We start from the raw sequence: 17,126 nt of genomic DNA, 5'->3' as shown, positions 1-17,126 counted from the left end.
GAAAACCCATGTTAAGCATTAAAGATTTACAGGTCAGTGTGGAAGAAAAAGCGATTTTGCGTGGCCTGAATCTGGAGATTCGCCCCGGCGAAGTTCACGCCATTATGGGGCCGAACGGTTCCGGGAAAAGCACGCTCTCCGCCACCCTGGCGGGACGTGAAGATTATGAGGTCACCGGCGGCTCGGTTACGTTCAAAGGTAAAGATCTGCTTGAACTGTCGCCGGAAGAACGGGCGGGCGAAGGGATTTTTATGGCCTTCCAGTACCCGGTAGAAATCCCCGGCGTCAGTAACCAGTTTTTCCTGCAAACCGCACTGAATGCCGTGCGCGCCTACCGCGGGCAGGCGTCGTTGGATCGCTTTGATTTTCAGGATCTGATGGAAGAAAAGATCGCATTGCTGAAAATGCCGGAAGATTTACTGACCCGTTCGGTAAACGTCGGTTTTTCCGGCGGGGAGAAAAAGCGCAATGATATTTTGCAAATGGCGGTGCTGGAGCCGGAACTGTGCATCCTTGATGAGTCTGACTCCGGACTGGATATCGATGCGTTGAAAATTGTGGCGGAAGGCGTCAACGCGTTACGCGACGATAAACGCGCTTTTATTATCGTGACCCACTATCAGCGCATACTGGACTACATCAAGCCTGATTACGTCCATGTCCTCTATCAGGGGCGAATTGTCCGATCCGGCGATTTTACTCTGGTCAAACAACTGGAGGAGCAGGGTTATGGCTGGCTTACCGAACAGCAGTAAAGCGCTACAGCAATGGCAGCATCTCTTTGAAGAAAAAGGAGAAAGTCGAACTGAGCAAGCAAGACAACATTTACAACAGATGTTACGTCTGGGATTGCCGACGCGTAAACATGAAGACTGGAAATACACGCCGCTGGAGGGCTTAACCCATAGCCAGTTTATCCAGCAGTGTGCGACTATCAGCGCCGCACAGCGTGATGCGCTGGCGCTGCAAATCGATGCCGTGCGACTGGTGTTTGTCGATGGTCGGTTTATGCCAGAGCTCAGTGATAGCACGCAAAACAGCGGATTTGACGTTAGCGTCAGGGATGAGCGCCAGACGCTTGCCGCGCCGGTACATCCCGAGGTTTTTCTGCATCTGACGGAAAGCCTGGCGCAATGTGTCACGTATATACAGGTACGGCGAAATCAGCGTCCGACCAGGCCGCTACTGTTAATGCATATCACGCAGGGCGTGGATAGCGACGAGCTGAATACCGCGCATTATCGCCACCATCTGGCGCTGGCGGAAGGCGCGGAAGCGACGGTTATTGAGCATTATGTCAGCCTTACAGCGGCAAAACATTTTACCGGCGCGCGTCTGACGATGAACGTTGCAGACAATGCGCAACTGCGTCATATCAAACTGGCGTTTGAAAATGCGTCCAGCTATCACTTTGCGCATAACGATCTTCTGCTGGCGACAGACGCCTCGGCGTTTAGCCACAGTTTTCTGCTGGGCGCCGCAGTACTACGTCACCACAGCAGCTCACAACTGAATGGCGAAAACGCGACGCTTCGACTGAATAGTCTGGCGATGCCGGTGAAAAATGAAGTCTGCGATACGCGGACATGGCTGGAACATAACAAAGGTTACTGTAACAGCCGCCAGTTGCACAAGACCATCGTCAGCGACAAAGGACGCGCGGTCTTTAATGGCCTGATCAACGTGGCGCAACACGCCATTAAAACCGACGGCCAGATGACCAATAATAACCTGTTGTTGGGGAAACTGGCTGAAGTCGATACCAAACCGCAATTAGAGATCTATGCCGATGACGTGAAGTGCAGCCACGGCGCGACGATCGGGCGTATTGACGATGAGCAGATGTTTTATCTGCAATCACGCGGCATCAGGCAGCAGGAGGCGCGGCACATGATTCTTTACGCGTTTGCTGCAGAGTTAACGGAAGCTATCCATGATAGCGCCCTTAAACAGCAGGTGCTGGCGCGAATCGGCCAGCGACTGCCCGGAGGCCTGGTATGACATTTCCTGTAGAAAAAGTACGGGCGGATTTTCCCATACTGCAGCGTGAAGTTAACGGCCTGCCGCTGGCTTACCTGGACAGCGCAGCCAGCGCTCAAAAACCCAATCAGGTGATTGACGCTGAATCTGCCTTCTACCGTCACGGCTATGCTGCGGTACATCGAGGTATCCATACGTTAAGCGCGCAGGCGACCGAAAGCATGGAGAATGTGCGTAAGCAGGCGTCGCGGTTTATTAACGCCCGCTCCGCAGAAGAACTGGTGTTCGTGCGCGGTACGACGGAGGGCATTAACCTTGTCGCCAACAGTTGGGGAACGGAAAATATTCGCGCCGGGGATAACATTATCATCAGCGAGATGGAGCATCACGCTAACATCGTTCCCTGGCAGATGCTGTGTGAGCGCAAAGGCGCTGAACTGCGCGTGATCCCATTGCATCCTGACGGTACGCTGCGGCTGGAGACCTTAGCTGCGCTGTTCGATGACCGGACCCGACTGCTGGCCATTACCCATGTTTCCAATGTGCTGGGGACGGAAAACCCACTGCCGGACATGATTGCGCTGGCGCGCCAGCATGGAGCGAAAGTGCTGGTGGATGGCGCCCAGGCCGTGATGCACCATGCTGTTGACGTCCAGGCGCTGGACTGCGATTTTTACGTTTTCTCCGGCCATAAACTTTACGGGCCGACCGGCATCGGCATTCTGTATGTTAAAGAGGCGTTGCTGCAAGAAATGCCGCCGTGGGAAGGGGGCGGGTCGATGATTTCGACCGTCAGCCTGACGCAGGGAACGACATGGGCGAAAGCGCCCTGGCGTTTTGAGGCGGGAACGCCGAATACTGGCGGCATCATCGGTCTGGGCGCGGCAATTGACTATGTGACGTCGCTGGGACTGGATAAGATTGGCGATTATGAGCAGATGCTGATGCGCTATGCGCTGGAGCAACTGGCGCAGGTGCCTGATATCACGCTGTATGGTCCGGCGCAGCGGTTGGGCGTCATCACGTTTAATCTGGGTAAACACCATGCTTATGACGTCGGCAGCTTTCTTGATAATTACGGTATCGCGGTACGAACGGGGCATCACTGCGCGATGCCGCTCATGGCCTGGTATGGCGTGCCGGCAATGTGCCGGGCTTCGCTGGCGATGTATAACACCCATGAAGAAGTGGACCGACTGGTGGCAGGATTAACGCGTATCCACCGCTTATTGGGATAACAGTGAGGTTTTATGGCTGCGCTACCGGATAAAGAAAAATTGCTGCGTAACTTTACGCGTTGCGCTAATTGGGAAGAGAAATATTTATATATTATTGAGCTGGGGCAGCGCCTGGCGGAGTTAAATCCGCAGGATCGCAATCCGCAAAATACGATTCATGGCTGTCAGAGCCGGGTGTGGATCGTGATGCGGCGAAACGCCAACGGCATCATCGAATTGCAGGGCGACAGCGACGCGGCGATCGTTAAAGGCCTTATGGCGGTGGTATTTATTTTGTACCACCAAATGACGGCGCAGGATATTGTGTATTTTGATGTACGGCCATGGTTCGAAAAAATGGCGCTTACGCAGCACCTCACGCCTTCTCGTTCTCAGGGGCTGGAAGCAATGATTCGCGCAATTCGCGCTAAGGCCGCCACTCTTAGCTAAACTGTACAGACAGCGTTCTACCTGATGTCAAATCCTTTGTCGGACGGCGACGTCGCTTTATCCAGAGTGGATAGAGCGTATATTTTGTTGTTCTGATAAGCGAAGCGCTATCAGCCGTCGCAGAGGACATCACCAGGAATACAGGAGGTTTGGTATGAAACGTGCGTCTTTCATTACTCTAGCTATTATCGGCGCGTATAGCGCGCTACAGGCAGCCTGGGCGGTTGATTATCCATTACCGCCCGAAGGCAGCCGTCTTATTGGTCAGAATCAAACCTATACCGTACAGGAAGGTGATAAAAACCTGCAGGCTATCGCCCGGCGTTTTGATACGGCGGCGATGCTCATTCTTGAAGCGAACAATACGATTGCGCCGGTGCCTAAGCCCGGTACGCTAATTACCATTCCCTCGCAGATGCTATTGCCGGATGCGCCCAGGGAAGGCGTTATCGTCAACCTCGCGGAGCTACGGTTGTATTATTATCCGCCGGGAGAAAACCGCGTTCAGGTGTATCCCATCGGCATCGGTTTGCAGGGGCTGGAAACTCCCGTCATGGACACCCGGATAGGGCAAAAGATCCCCAACCCGACGTGGACGCCGACGGCGGGCATACGCCAACGTTCGCTTGAGCGGGGGATCACGCTGCCACCGGTGATCCCTGCCGGGCCAAATAACCCGCTGGGACGCTATGCGCTGCGTCTGGCGCACGGTAATGGGGAATATCTCATTCATGGCACCAGCGCGCCGGATAGCGTAGGTCTGCGCGTGAGTTCCGGTTGCATTCGCATGAACGCGCCGGACATCAAAGCGTTATTTGCGCAGGTCAGAACGGGGACGCCGGTAAAAGTGATTAACCAGCCGGTGAAATTCTCTGTCGAGCCGAATGGCATTCGTTATGTAGAGGTACACAGGCCGCTATCGCCGGAAGAAGAGCAAAACGTGCAGACGATGCCCTACGTGTTGCCTGCGGAATTTACCGCGTTCAGAAATGCGCAAGGGGTGGATAGTCGCCTGGTCGATAAGGCGCTATACCGGCGAGCCGGTTATCCAGTCAGCGTGAGCGCCGGGCAGACGCCAGCGGTAAATACGACCGCAGTCGAATCCGCTCAGAACGGTTTTGTCGGGGAAGAGGGGCAAACGCGCGCGACGCAGTAGCCTTCGCGCAAACGACGGACAAAAAATGGCGCACGATGTGCGCCATTTTATATCGTGCGTCAAATCATTTACAGATGCGGAATACTTTGTTGTCCAGACGTTGGTTCGCGCGAGCAGCATCGTCTTTAGCAGCCTGAACGTCAGAACGCATTGCATTTACGTCATTACTCAGTTGCTCAACTTTAGCGCTCAGCGTCTGTGCATCGGAAGACAACTGATCGATTTTAGCGTTGCTGGAACAACCTGCCAGTAACGTGGAACCCAGAACTACTGCACCTAAGATCAGCTTGTTAGTGCGGGTCATAACGATAACATTATATTTTGTGTGGTTATATAGGTAAAAAAAATGGCGCACAATGTGCGCCATTTTTATTACGCAGGTACTATTACTTACGGTATTTAGTAGCCTGGTTGTCCAGACGCTGGTTAGCGCGAGCTGCGTCGTCTTTAGCAGCCTGAACGTCGGAACGCATTGCGTTCACGTCGTTGCTCAGCTGGTCAACTTTAGCGTTCAGAGTCTGAACGTCAGAAGACAGCTGATCGATTTTAGCGTTGCTGGAGCAACCAGCCAGCAGAGTAGAACCCAGGATTACCGCGCCCAGTACCAGTTTAGTACGATTCATTATTAATACCCTCTAGATTGAGTTAATCTCCATGTAGCGTTACAAGTATTACACAAACTTTTTTATGTTGAGAATATTTTTTTGATGGGAATGCACTTATTTTTGATCGTTCGCTCAAAGAAGCATCGAAATGCATGAAAGTCCCTAAAAAACCGAAAGAAAACAGGGGGCTTCCATCGGATTCTTCTTAGATAATCCGCAATTAGATAGTAAAATCCGATTTGATTTTTTTATTAATAGTGGCTATCGATTAAATAAAAAAAGCGCCGGAAGGGCGCTTTTTTAAACAAATTAATTCACACAACAATTATTACAGTACGTGAACAGAGGCGGTGTTAGTGGTGCCGCTTGGAACCAGCGCGCCGGAGACCATCACTACGACGTCGCCTTTCTGGGCGAGGCCGCTTTGCAGGGCGACATCTTTGCCCAGACGGTAGAAATCATCAGTAGAATTGATTTCTTTCACCAGCTGCGATACCACGCCTTTGCTCAGTACTAACTGACGGGCGGTCACTTCATTGGTGGTCAATGCCAGGATGGTGGCGTCCGGGAAGTATTTACGCACGGCGCGAGCGGATTTACCGCCCTGGGTCGCTACCACGATCAGCGGCGCTTCCAGTTTTTCGGCGGTTTCTACCGCACCGCGGCATACCGCTTCCGTAATGCGCAGTTTACGGCTGTCGTTGTTGTAGTCCAGACGGCTGTTCATGACGCGGTCGGTACGTTCGCAGATGGTCGCCATGATAGAAACGGCTTCCAGCGGGTATTTCCCTTTGGCGGATTCGCCGGACAGCATAACCGCATCCGTACCGTCGAGGATGGCGTTCGCAACGTCGCCTGCTTCTGCGCGGGTCGGACGCGGGTTTTTGATCATAGAATCCAGCATCTGAGTCGCGGTGATCACGACTTTACGTGCGCGGATACATTTTTCGATCATCATTTTCTGCGCAAAGATCACTTCTTCAACCGGGATTTCTACGCCCAGGTCGCCACGCGCAACCATGATGCCGTCAGAAGCTTCGAGAATTTCATCGAAGTTGTTCAGGCCTTCCTGGTTTTCGATCTTAGAGATAATCTGGATGTTTTCGCCGCCGTGGGCTTTCAGATGCTCGCGAATTTCGACAACGTCAGAACGTTTACGGATAAAGGAGGCCGCAACAAAGTCAACGCCCTGTTCGCAACCGAAGATCAGGTCCTGTTTGTCTTTTTCAGCCAGCGCCGGCAGAGCAATAGAAACGCCCGGCAGGTTAACGCCTTTGTTCTCGCCCAGATCGCCGTTGTTCAGCACCTTACAAATGACTTTATTGCCTTCGATGGCGGTCACTTCCATACCGATCAGACCATCGTCAACCAGGACGGTGTTGCCAACGCTCAGGTCGCTGGTGAAGCCTTCATAGGTGACGGCAACGATTTCATTATTACCGACCACGGATTTGTCGGTGGTAAAAGTAAAGGTTTGGCCCGCTTTCAGCGAAACGTCGTTACCGCCTTCCAGTTTAATGGTGCGGATTTCTGGTCCTTTAGTATCAAGCAGAATAGCGGCTTTTTTACCAGTTTTGCTCATCACGTTGCGCAAGTTCTGGATACGCTGACCGTGTTCTGCATAATCGCCATGAGAGAAGTTCAGACGCATCACGTTCATGCCCGCGTCCAGCATTTTGCTTAACATCTCTTCGGATTCGGTTTTCGGACCGATAGTACAAACAATTTTCGTCTTTTTCATGACAGTCTTAGTCTTTAAGTTGAGGAGGATATGGAAATCTGGCTTCGGGCGCGCACGGCCCGGAAGCTAAGCCTGTGTTGCTAAAGTGATGATGCCTCGCTCTAAGGATAGGTGACATCGAAAGAGCGTGCAGAGGAATGTGTGCTCGCGTTTCAGCCCAACGGGAAGGGGATAATTTTAGTCGTTGAGTTTTACAGTCCAATGCGCTGAAACCATTCAAGAGACAATTGGCGCGCATTATACGCTGAAATTTACAAAAAAGGAAAATGAAAACCCTGTTTCAAAAGACATCTGTGCAGATCCACAACGGTTTGTTATTACGCTGTTTACGATGTCGCTGGCGATGACGCCGCCCGAACAGGGGCGGCGTTGCGCAACAGCTGGTGTTGTTGCGCATAATGTCAATCGAGCAACTTTTTGCCTTCCAGGTCGATGGCGATGTTTTGGTTGTGTGCTTTTCGGTAGCACAGTATCGCTATCCCGATCGCCGCCCAGCTAATTCCGAGTATCAGAGCGTGAATGTTCATGTTTAAACAGACGTAGCCGATGACGATCATCCCCATGATCGGCGAAATGACATGGGCGAAAATGCGCCGCTGGGCTTTCATCCGGAAATTGAACAGGATAAACACACACAGGTTCACGACAAAAAAAGCGAAAAGCGCGCCAAAGTTCACCAGCGTGGAGATAGATTCAATCTTGCCGGAAAACAGGTAGCTGAGCAGTAGGGTGACGCCGCCGGTAAACAGAATGGCATAATCCGGCGTTTTACGCGTGGTATGGACGTGAGCGAGGAAGGCGGGCAACATTCGGTCGCGCCCCATTGAAAATAGCACTCTGGACACCGCCGTTTGCGCGGTAATAATGTTGCCGACGGCGCACACAAACGCCACAATGATGGAAAACGCCACTTTGAGCCAGATACCGCCAACGTTGCCGGCAATGGTGAAAAATGCTTCATTCGTCGCATTACCTTCCGCGAAGCGGTCGACATTACCGGTGGCGAACGCCGCAAACGCCACAACGATAATAAACAGTACCGTCGCCAAAACTAACGCCAACAGCGTTGCTTTACTGACGGCGCGTCCCCCGCCTTCGCTTTCTTCACTTAATGTACTGATAGCGTCAAAGCCGAGAAAATTCAGCGCAGCCACCGAAATCGCCGTCGCGATGAGCCCAGGAGTGAACCACTGTGAATCGAAAAAAGGCCGGAAGGAAAGCGTTATCTGACTACTGTCCTGCATCATTAGACGGACAATGAGTAGCACGAAAATCGCCAGAATACCGAGTTGAATAAAGACCAGTAACTTATCAAATTTCGCCGTTTGCTGTATCCCGAGATAGTTGACTCCGGTGCCAATAGCCACATAAATCAACGGCCAGACCCAGACCGGGATTTGCGGTAAAATAGCGTGGACCGCGACGCCGCCCAGCACCGCTACGAGCGTAGGGAACAAAAGATAATCCAGCAGTAATATCCATCCGGTCAGAAACCCTACGGCGGGATTAATGCATACGCCAGCATACGCATAGGCCGAACCCGACGAGGAGATATGCTGCGATAAGGTAGAGTAGCTGTACGCGGTAAAAAACATCGCGATCGCGCCAATAATATAAACCAGCGCAACCATACCGTGCGAAAGATTATAAACGACGCCATAAAGAGAGACTGGCGCGATAGGCACCATAAACACCAGACCATAAAGCACTAAATCGGTAAGAGACAATTTTTTGACTTTTTTCATGATAAATACCTTAATGGCTTCTTATGCCAGATCGCGTAAAAACGCGCTTACCGCTGCGAGGCAGGGCGCGATATTTTCTTCATGCGGGTTATGGCTGCTGCCGGGAATAGTGACCGCGCGGCAGTCTGAAATGTGAGAGAGCAGCGGAGAGACGACGCGCTCGGTTGCCTGATCGTTTTCGCCGCGTAGTACCAGAACAGGACAGCGTATCTGGCACAAATGGGGCGTAATATCCCAGTCGGCAAGTTTGCCATTTGCCGCCAGTTCATTGGTTCCCCATAAAATGTGATAACCCGTAGGGTCGGCGGCGAACTGCGCATTAGATCGCTGAACATGAACGGCTTCTTCCGCGAGGGTATAAACGTGCCTGGCATAATAAGCGACCAGCTGTTCCGGTGGGTTTTGATAAATGACGGCGGGCATAATGACGTTTTTGATATCGTCATCGGACATTGGCGTCAGAGCGTTAAAGAGCCGTATGGCTTCCTGTTGCCACAGGGCGATACTGGCCGGCGAACTGGCCAGTATCGTCCCGCGAAGCCCGGCAGGCTGTAAGCAGGCGTGCTCTGCGGCAAGCATTCCGCCCCAGGAATGTCCCAGTATCGAATACCCTTGTCCGATACCCAGGTGATTAATTAATTGGGTTAATTGACGGAGATAACGCGCAATAGTCCAGAAAGACGCGTCGGCATGAGGAAAATGCGTTGAACGACCGCAGCCATATTGATCGTAAAATATTACCATGCGCCCGTCATCAGCCAGATGGCGATAATTTAATAAATAATCAAAGCCGCCAGAAGGGCCGCCGTGAAGGATAATGAGCGGCGTGAGTAATGATTTTCTGTCTCCATAAATCCGATAGCTTGTCAATATGTTTTCAGAAAACATTTCGCCATAGAGATAAGTATCATTCATATTCTTAATGACTCAGTGTGTGGCAGGGCAGGCGAAATTTATATTCGTCTGGGTAATATTATTTTTTTATTGTGTGTAAAACATTACACCAGAAGGTGGCGTAATGTTCCCATTGCAGAAACTGCGGGCTTCCCCAGTGCGGTGAACAATCACTGGCAAAGCAACATACTTTCCCTTTATGGTAAGTACCCATAACTAACAGTGGATCGCCATTAATTTCAGCAAGGACCTGACTATTTTCTTTGGCGATAAGCTTGTTATAGCCCAATAGCGGCGGCCATTCGCTAAATGGCTGGGTAATAACATGCTCTACCGCAGTATTTACTGCTTTACATCCTTGCGGTAGTTCTACGCGGTCATCTACATCCAGCATATCAACCGGCAATACCTCCGCCAGAACCGTATTTTTATAATTGGCTTTTGCTTCTATTCCCGTAAAGGATAAATAGCCGCCGATCATCAACAGACCGCCGCCCTCAGCAACATAATCGGCGATAAGTTGTAATGCATCAGGAATAATGTCCATATTATAAAAGGTTCTGTTTTGTAGCAGGAACGTATTGCTACCGATATCACTGATGACGATCGCATCATAGCAGGCTAATGCTTCGGCGGTTTGTGGAAAACGAGTTTGCACAATATGGGCAGGCATGTAGTCCACATCGATATTACTCTGGCGTAAGCAGGATAATAAATAGTCTGCGCCTTCTTCGTATTTGCTCGATGTAAAGCTATCAAAACCTTTAGAGTGAATCATATGAATGTGCCAGGATTCGCCAATAAATAAAATTTTCATTATGTCACCTGTTAATTAATGTGAATGACTTTATTAGATTGGGTTCGCATTCGATGTAAAACCTGCAAGTGCTGAGGCATACTCGACGCACCGACTTGTTCCACCGCCAGAGAAGCGAAAGCGGAGGCATATTGAATGGCTGCGACCATATCTGCTTGTCGCGCCAGCGCGGCGGCTAAGGCGCCATTAAAAGCGTCACCGGCCCCAGCGGCATCTTTTACCACGGCGCTCCACGCAGGAATATACAACGTGCGGGCGTGCTCACAGAGCAGAGAGCCACGGGCGCCAAGGGTAATGATGACTTTTTTCACCCCGGATTGCAGAATAATATTTCCGGCTTTTTTCGCATCATTAATATCAGTAATGGTTACGCCGGATAAAAAAGAGGCTTCAGTTTCATTCGGCGTGATGATGTCAATATCAGATAATAAATGCGTCACCTGTTTCGTATAGGGGGCAGGATTGAGCATGATCATTTTATTTTCTTGTTTGCCCAGGCGAATAAATTCAGTCAACGCTTCAATGTTCGTTTCGAGCTGCATTAACATAACGTCAGACTCGGCGATATAACGGTGTTGCTCGTTAATCTCTTGCGTGGTGAGCATCATATTGGCGCCAGGGTAGATGGCGATAATATTATCGCCATCCACGGCGGAGACATAGATCAATGCGCTACCGGTGGGCGCTTTATCTGTTTGATACGCGCTGTATGAGGTGATGCCTGATTGAATAATATGATTCATAGCAAATGCGCTGAACTGATCTTTACCCACTTTAAAAATAAAATGCGCCGCAGCGCCGGCATTGTTTGCCGCTAAAGCCTGGTTGGCTCCTTTACCGCCAGGATAGAATCCAAATTGACTGGCCAGAATGGATTCTCCGCTTTGTGGAAACCACGGCACGGTTGCTGAAACATCAATATTGAAGGAGCCTAAAACACACACCTTGCCTGCTTTTTTTGTGTTTTCCCGGCGCAGTTTTGCATCCTGATGGATTGGCGTGGCGATAGTACTGGAGATATCAATCTTATTTTCAGTGATAAGCTTACTCAGCGCGTCACGGTTTAAAATCCCTCCGCCATAGCAACGCTGAAGCATACCTGATTTCTGGAAATAGCGTAGATCGGAACGAATAGTCTCCTGGCTAACCTTATAAAGGTCTGAAAGTTTACTGACGCTAACACTATTATCCTTTATCAGTAAATTAATGATGGCATGACGTCTTTCTTCTTTAAACATATTGCCTCCGGGTAGTGAGTTGAATTGTATTTATGGCAATGTTGTCATGCGGTGAATTCAATCACAGATTATGCGGTCAACCGGAAGTAACCCCAAATGAATGTCAATAATCAGAAGCGCAGTCAATGTGTTAAATATTAATTGCTTACAGAAGGGGAAAATAGTTTTGTGAGTGTTGTCATATATTTTCTATGTAATATGACGAGGTGAACGTAAAATAGTTGGGCTTGCACGATTCAGTGAGTATATGCAGCCGGACAGCGTTCGCTTATCAGTCGCTACCCTCGACGAAATAAGACGATATCGCTCTCCGGCCCTGGGGTTATATACGCTCGATTTTTGCCGGCAGCCCCTGACGTACTGCCGCACCGGAAACCCAGTCGAGCCAGGTATTGGTAATGGTTCTTGTCGGATCGGCAAAGCCCAGATCGTTAAGATTTATGCCTGCCCTGATTTGTGGATCATACGGCATAGGCACGCCATCCAGAGAGTGCTGCGTTGCACCCATCTCGCGGTGACCATATCCGTGTTCGATGGCGATGACGCCTGGCATCACGCCATTTAACAAACTGATTTGCGCCACGACCTGACCGCCCGGCGTAATGATCCGTACCCGATCGCCATGTTGCAGTCCATAACGCTCGCCGTCTTGCGGATTCAGCGCCACCAGGTTTGCTGGCTTCACATGGTGTAAGCGCGGGATGACGGCTGTTGAGCTGGACATGGTATTTGATTTAAATGAAATCAGTTTCAGCGGCCATTGCCCAATGGGAAACTGGTCGTCAATCGCACGACCATCTGACAAACGCGCCGGATACCAGACCGGGCAACCGCTGAAACGCTCCCCGGTGATGGCGTGACGGTGGGCGGCGACATCTGCATTCCAGATCTGTAAGGGTTTTTTCCACGCGTTACCTAACCGTTGCTCCGTATAGCCGCTATCCTCGGGCGCAAACCGGCCGCCACGCGAGTAGATAAACGCCACGCGACCGATCTCATCAGCTTTAAGCGTGTGCTGAATTGCTGGCAGAATGCGGCTGACGCCGGTAAGCGAAATATCTTCCTGATTTGCCGGCGCGACCGGCGTCTTGCCCATAAAGGCGATATTAGCGGCTACGCGCAGATAGAAATCTTCCGCCCGGTTCAGTGGAAAAGTATTGCCCTGCGGATCGGTTATCGCCTGGTCGCCGAAGCCGGGCAGATGGAGCCGTTTTGCTACCGCAATACAAAATGCTTCCATTGAGACAGGTTGCCCGTCCACCGTTCGGTGAGTGGCGGGGGCGACAACCGGCCAGCGGGCGGTAGTGGCTTTACTGGCTACGCCGCCCCAGGGCGCCGTAAAGCCCCAGCTCTCAAAATTGTGCGTATCCGGCATAATGTAATCCGCCAGCGCCGTCGTTTCATTCATAAAGGCGTCAATCGCGATAAAGAGCGGCAGTCGGCGAGGGTCTTTTAGCTTTTCTTCCGCCACGGCGCGTAGACCGGGAACACCGTAAAACGGATTGCTCATATTGGAAATCCAGGCTTTAAGCGGATAAGGATAGCCTTCGAGCGCGGAGGTCAACAGTTCGGTAAGCTGGCCTGCCACAAAGGGATACCACGGCGCTTTGGCTGGATAAGGGGATTGCCCGCCGGCAATTTTGTCGCGGTATTCTTCCGATGCTTCATAAGCGGTTTTGCTACGGGCAATACTTAACCCTGACGGTTTCACTTTTCCGGCAAAACTGTTCATGTTGTAGCGGGGACCGTCGCTAACGCCGTTGAATTTGCCGCCGCCGGCAAAGACGCCGCCGGACAAGCTGAGGTTGCCGATCAGCGCGTTAAGCATCATGACCGACCAGGCGTTATAAAACCCATTGCCGGCCATCATGCCGCCGTGACTGATGACCGCAGCTTTACGTCCGTGACTGGTAAAGGTTTCCGCCAGCGCGATAATTTGCGCTTCCGGCACGCCGCACTGTTCGCTGTATTGCGCCAACGAGAGCTTTTCTGCCGCCTCTTTCAGGCGTTGCAACCCGCTCTTCACCGTGACCCGTTGGCCGTCGGCGAGCGTAACGTACTGCGTCACGAAAAGCCGTGCCTGTCGGCAAGTGGAGGCATCGACCAACTCGCCGTCGGTATTCAGTACGACAGGGGTCTCTTCGCCATCGGGCGTAAGATGGCGTAGCGTCAGGTGTTGTCCGGCAAGCGTCGGCAGTTCATCCGCAATGACCAGGTGCGTGGCGTTGGTCCAACTTTGCTCGCTGGCCTGCTGCATCGCCTGTACGCCGGGAATCGCCAGATAATCAGCATTATAACGTTGATTATCCATGATCCAGCGGATCATCCCCATTGCCAGCGCCGAATCGCTGCCGGGCATGACCGGTTGCCAGCGACCGCGAGGATCGGCGAGCACCGTTGATAAGGGGAGGGCGGGGGCAACCACGACGTATTGAAAATTCTCACGCAGCCGGGCGCTCGCCAACTGACGCGCCTGGCGTTTAAAGGGATTACCGGACTGTGCCGGGGAGGTGCCCATAAAGAGCGCAAACTCCACGTTTTCCCAGTCGGGTTTGACATGCGGGTTTTTATCCAGATCGCCCATCAGCGCCCCGGAGCCGGCCCGGTAAGCCAGTCCACAGTAGGCGCCATGCGCGCCGAAATTCTTGCTGCCGAAGCTATTTAGCGCAAAACGACGCAGAAACGCATCGCGGCCTTCGTCGCTGGTATTCGTGACCAGTAACTGATTGGTTTTGGGCCCGAAACTGGGATGCTTTGCGTCAATTGGCGTATCCGGCGCATGAATAGCGCGCAGTCCGTCCACATGGCCTTCGCCAAACAGATCGCCGCCTTCCACGACTTCTTCAATAAGCTGCTCAAAGCTTATGCGCTGCCATTTCCCTTCGCCGCGTTTACCCACGCGTTTCATTGGTTCAAGCAGTCGCAGCGGACTGTACAGGCTTTCCAGCAGCGTGGCGCCGCGCGCGCAGGCGGTTGAGCGGGCGTCAAGACCGCTTTCTCCCGCCAGTTGCTCCATGGCTTCGCTAAAAGGGACGGACGAGTCAATCGGGTGTTCCTGCGACAAGGGGTGATAGGGATTGCCGGCGATGCGTATCACTTTGCCATCGGCATTAACCCGGGCGCGGATACCGCACTGTGTCCAACAGCCGAAGCATTGCGTCATGGCGATGGTTTGTTGTGGATTTTGCTGCCAGTGCGTTTGCGCCTGCGCCTCCGGAATTAACGCATTGCCAAAGATGCGGTCGCGCGTTACCTTGCCGGACGTCCCGTTTAACAGGCCATCAATTGCGCGTTTCGCCACATCACGGTAGCTCAGACCAAAAGTGACCATCCCACCGACGGCGAGACCGACTTTTAGCCACTGACGACGGGTTAAATTAGCCATGTTGTAATCTCCTGGTGAGTCCGTTCAGCGTTTCACGAATAATAATCAGTAGCGCTATCCACAGGCCGAAGGTGCCGAGAATAGCCAGCCAGCCATCCGTTCCGCCTGGTAACGAGTAAGGGTTAAATTGCGTGTTGAACTTGGGTACGGTTTGTACCTGAATCAACAATGTCCAGCGCATCAGCCAACATAGCGCCAGCGCGCTCAGAACCAGCAGGACGCGTCTTAGCTGCGATAACGGATGACGTAGCGCCAGGCTACAGAACAGCAGCGTGAATACCCACAGCGCTAGCCAGCCGACAGCGTAATATTTGGCTGACAGGGCGACGGAAATCCACTGACGGATTGCCGTGCCGGAAAGCGTATCGCCGCTAACCCACATGGCCACCACCAGCCCCAGCGCCGCCAGCGTCCAGAGTTGTCCCCACAATATTTTTGGCAGCCTTACCGAGTCGCGTCGGGCGGCGACAATCATCAGCGCGAAGAACGCCTGTAAGGCGCTAAGAAACATCGCCACGGGGAAGGCGTAGCTAAACCAGATTGGGCGCGCCAGCACAACGGAGACTTCGCGGCCGGTATAAATCAACAGGCCCACCGCGCAAAGCGCGCTGGCTAACGCCAACCATTTAGTGACGTTGTAACTTTTATTGAATAATCGTTTTATTTGCTGCGCCAGGAACCACAGCGCGAGAAACCCGGTAAACAGCGGCAGGAATAACGCTCCCCAGGGCATCCACGACCAGGGCGTCGGCCAGGCATAGAAATGCCAGACGCGGGCGGTCTGGTGCAGATCCGCCGTCAACGCCAGCGGTGCGGTAATCGCACAGGTAATGGCAATCAGTAATGCCCGATTTTCTTCTGTTGCGGCGTCTTTTTTCCGCCAGTGAAGATAACAGGCAAACAGTGCGGCGCAGGCGGCAATGCCAATAAAAAAGAAATATTGTACCGCCCACGGCAGCCAGCTAATGTCCTGCGGGTGAGCCAGCACTTCTTCAATGATGAGTGAATGCGTCATTCAGACCTCCTGCCAAAGCGCGGGCTGCGCACGGCCCATTAATGGGGTGACAAAGGCGTCGTCCAGACCCAGGTAGAAAACATGGGGCGACGTGCCGTTTTCCGGCTTTAATACCTTGATAGCGTCGCGATGTTGATGAAGCATGGTGGAGATGCGGCTATGGGGATCTTTGATATCGCCAATAATACGCGCGCCGCCGACGCAGGACTCTACGCAAGCGGGTAACAGCCCGGCTTCCAGACGATGGACGCAAAACGTGCATTTATCGGCAGTTTGCGTTTCATGATTGATAAATCGGGCGTCGTAAGGACACGCCTGGACACAATAGGCGCAGCCGACGCAGCGTTTGTTATCCACCACCACAATGCCATCTTCCCGCTGAAAGGTGGCTTGTACCGGGCAGACCGGCACACAGGGGGGGTTATCGCAATGGTTGCACAGACGCGGCAACAGCACATTCGTGACTTCCTGACTACCTTCACGCTGGACCTGGTATTGGTTCACGGTCGTACGAAACGCGCCCTGCGGCGTTTGGTTTTCAATAGTGCAACTTACGGTACAGGACTGACAGCCGATACAACGCCGCAGGTCGATAAGCATGGCGTAACGGTGTCGGGGAGAGCCTTCATGCCGCTCCGGCGAAAAAGGAAATTTCGCTTCAGCCAGCGGAACCAGCGAGGCGCCAGCGGTCAGGACGCCGAGCTGCTGGAGAAATTGCCGTTTACTGCTGTCCATATTGACTCCCGTCCACATTGCCAACAATGAAACATTTGTCACGATGTTGGTTCATGTGTAATGAATAAAAAATGTTGATGATTTACAGTGTAAAAATCGAGGCGGGGTGCGCTCTATTGTGGTTAACCACATACCCGGCTTGTTGTTG

General features: G+C 52.2%; 15 protein-coding genes. 5 read left to right on the top strand and 10 right to left on the bottom strand.

The genetic code is table 11. The features are described from left to right. The first annotated feature begins 8 nt into the window (after positions 1-8). From sufC to ACLJR2_RS07715, 5 genes are all read left to right on the top strand, one after another. Positions 9-755 (top strand): Fe-S cluster assembly ATPase SufC, encoded by a 747-nt coding sequence (gene sufC / locus ACLJR2_RS07735; protein ID WP_000948902.1) that lies wholly within the window; start codon positions 9-11, stop codon positions 753-755. Next, positions 730-2,001 (top strand): Fe-S cluster assembly protein SufD, encoded by a 1,272-nt coding sequence (sufD, locus tag ACLJR2_RS07730; protein ID WP_000907932.1) that lies wholly within the window; start codon positions 730-732, stop codon positions 1,999-2,001. The genes sufC and sufD overlap by 26 nt, the downstream gene beginning before the upstream one ends. Continuing rightward, positions 1,998-3,218: a cysteine desulfurase SufS gene (gene sufS / locus ACLJR2_RS07725; RefSeq protein WP_000143863.1), complete on the top strand. Its 1,221-nt coding sequence runs from the start codon at positions 1,998-2,000 to the stop codon at positions 3,216-3,218. The genes sufD and sufS overlap by 4 nt, the downstream gene beginning before the upstream one ends. A 12-nt stretch (positions 3,219-3,230) precedes the next feature. Next, entirely contained in the window at positions 3,231-3,647 is a 417-nt protein-coding gene (gene sufE / locus ACLJR2_RS07720) for a cysteine desulfuration protein SufE (protein WP_000729472.1), read from the top strand. Positions 3,648-3,801: 154 nt separating this feature from the next. Next, complete coding sequence (locus ACLJR2_RS07715) at positions 3,802-4,803, top strand: L,D-transpeptidase family protein (RefSeq protein WP_000817051.1); 1,002 nt, start codon at positions 3,802-3,804, stop codon at positions 4,801-4,803. A gap of 64 nt (positions 4,804-4,867) precedes the next feature. On the opposite strand, the gene ACLJR2_RS07710 is transcribed toward ACLJR2_RS07715, so the two are convergent. The 10 genes from ACLJR2_RS07710 to ttrB form a co-directional block, all read right to left on the bottom strand. Next, positions 4,868-5,107, bottom strand: a complete 240-nt coding sequence (locus ACLJR2_RS07710; RefSeq protein ID WP_001534763.1) for a major outer membrane lipoprotein — start codon at positions 5,105-5,107, stop codon at positions 4,868-4,870. 82 nt (positions 5,108-5,189) lie between these two features. Further along, on the bottom strand, positions 5,190-5,426 hold the full coding sequence (gene lpp / locus ACLJR2_RS07705; RefSeq protein ID WP_001082307.1) for a murein lipoprotein Lpp: 237 nt from the start codon (positions 5,424-5,426) through the stop codon (positions 5,190-5,192). 310 nt (positions 5,427-5,736) lie between these two features. After that, complete coding sequence (gene pykF, locus ACLJR2_RS07700) at positions 5,737-7,149, bottom strand: pyruvate kinase PykF (RefSeq protein ID WP_000751447.1); 1,413 nt, start codon at positions 7,147-7,149, stop codon at positions 5,737-5,739. 401 nt (positions 7,150-7,550) lie between these two features. Next, on the bottom strand, positions 7,551-8,894 hold the full coding sequence (locus ACLJR2_RS07695) for an APC family permease (protein ID WP_000756097.1): 1,344 nt from the start codon (positions 8,892-8,894) through the stop codon (positions 7,551-7,553). A gap of 21 nt (positions 8,895-8,915) precedes the next feature. Then, positions 8,916-9,809, bottom strand: coding sequence for a proline iminopeptidase-family hydrolase (locus ACLJR2_RS07690; RefSeq protein WP_001000506.1), 894 nt, complete (start codon positions 9,807-9,809; stop codon positions 8,916-8,918). Between the two features lie 58 nt (positions 9,810-9,867). Next, entirely contained in the window at positions 9,868-10,605 is a 738-nt protein-coding gene (locus ACLJR2_RS07685; protein WP_000697195.1) for a glutamine amidotransferase, read from the bottom strand. A gap of 11 nt (positions 10,606-10,616) precedes the next feature. Beyond that, positions 10,617-11,843, bottom strand: a complete 1,227-nt coding sequence (locus ACLJR2_RS07680; protein ID WP_000471822.1) for a PfkB family carbohydrate kinase — start codon at positions 11,841-11,843, stop codon at positions 10,617-10,619. Positions 11,844-12,165: 322 nt separating this feature from the next. Continuing rightward, a complete protein-coding gene (gene ttrA, locus ACLJR2_RS07675) occupies positions 12,166-15,228 on the bottom strand; it encodes a tetrathionate reductase subunit TtrA (protein ID WP_001534768.1) in 3,063 nt (1,020 codons plus the stop codon). Further along, positions 15,221-16,243 (bottom strand): tetrathionate reductase subunit TtrC, encoded by a 1,023-nt coding sequence (ttrC, locus tag ACLJR2_RS07670; RefSeq protein ID WP_000149763.1) that lies wholly within the window; start codon positions 16,241-16,243, stop codon positions 15,221-15,223. The genes ttrA and ttrC overlap by 8 nt, the downstream gene beginning before the upstream one ends. Further along, positions 16,244-16,978: a tetrathionate reductase subunit TtrB gene (ttrB, locus tag ACLJR2_RS07665; protein WP_001527654.1), complete on the bottom strand. Its 735-nt coding sequence runs from the start codon at positions 16,976-16,978 to the stop codon at positions 16,244-16,246. Positions 16,979-17,126 lie beyond the last annotated feature (148 nt).

This window comes from Salmonella sp. SAL03688 (assembly GCF_046551895.1).
Classification (GTDB): Bacteria; Pseudomonadota; Gammaproteobacteria; order Enterobacterales; family Enterobacteriaceae; genus Salmonella; species Salmonella enterica.
This window is presented reverse-complemented; position numbering and strand designations above follow the sequence as displayed.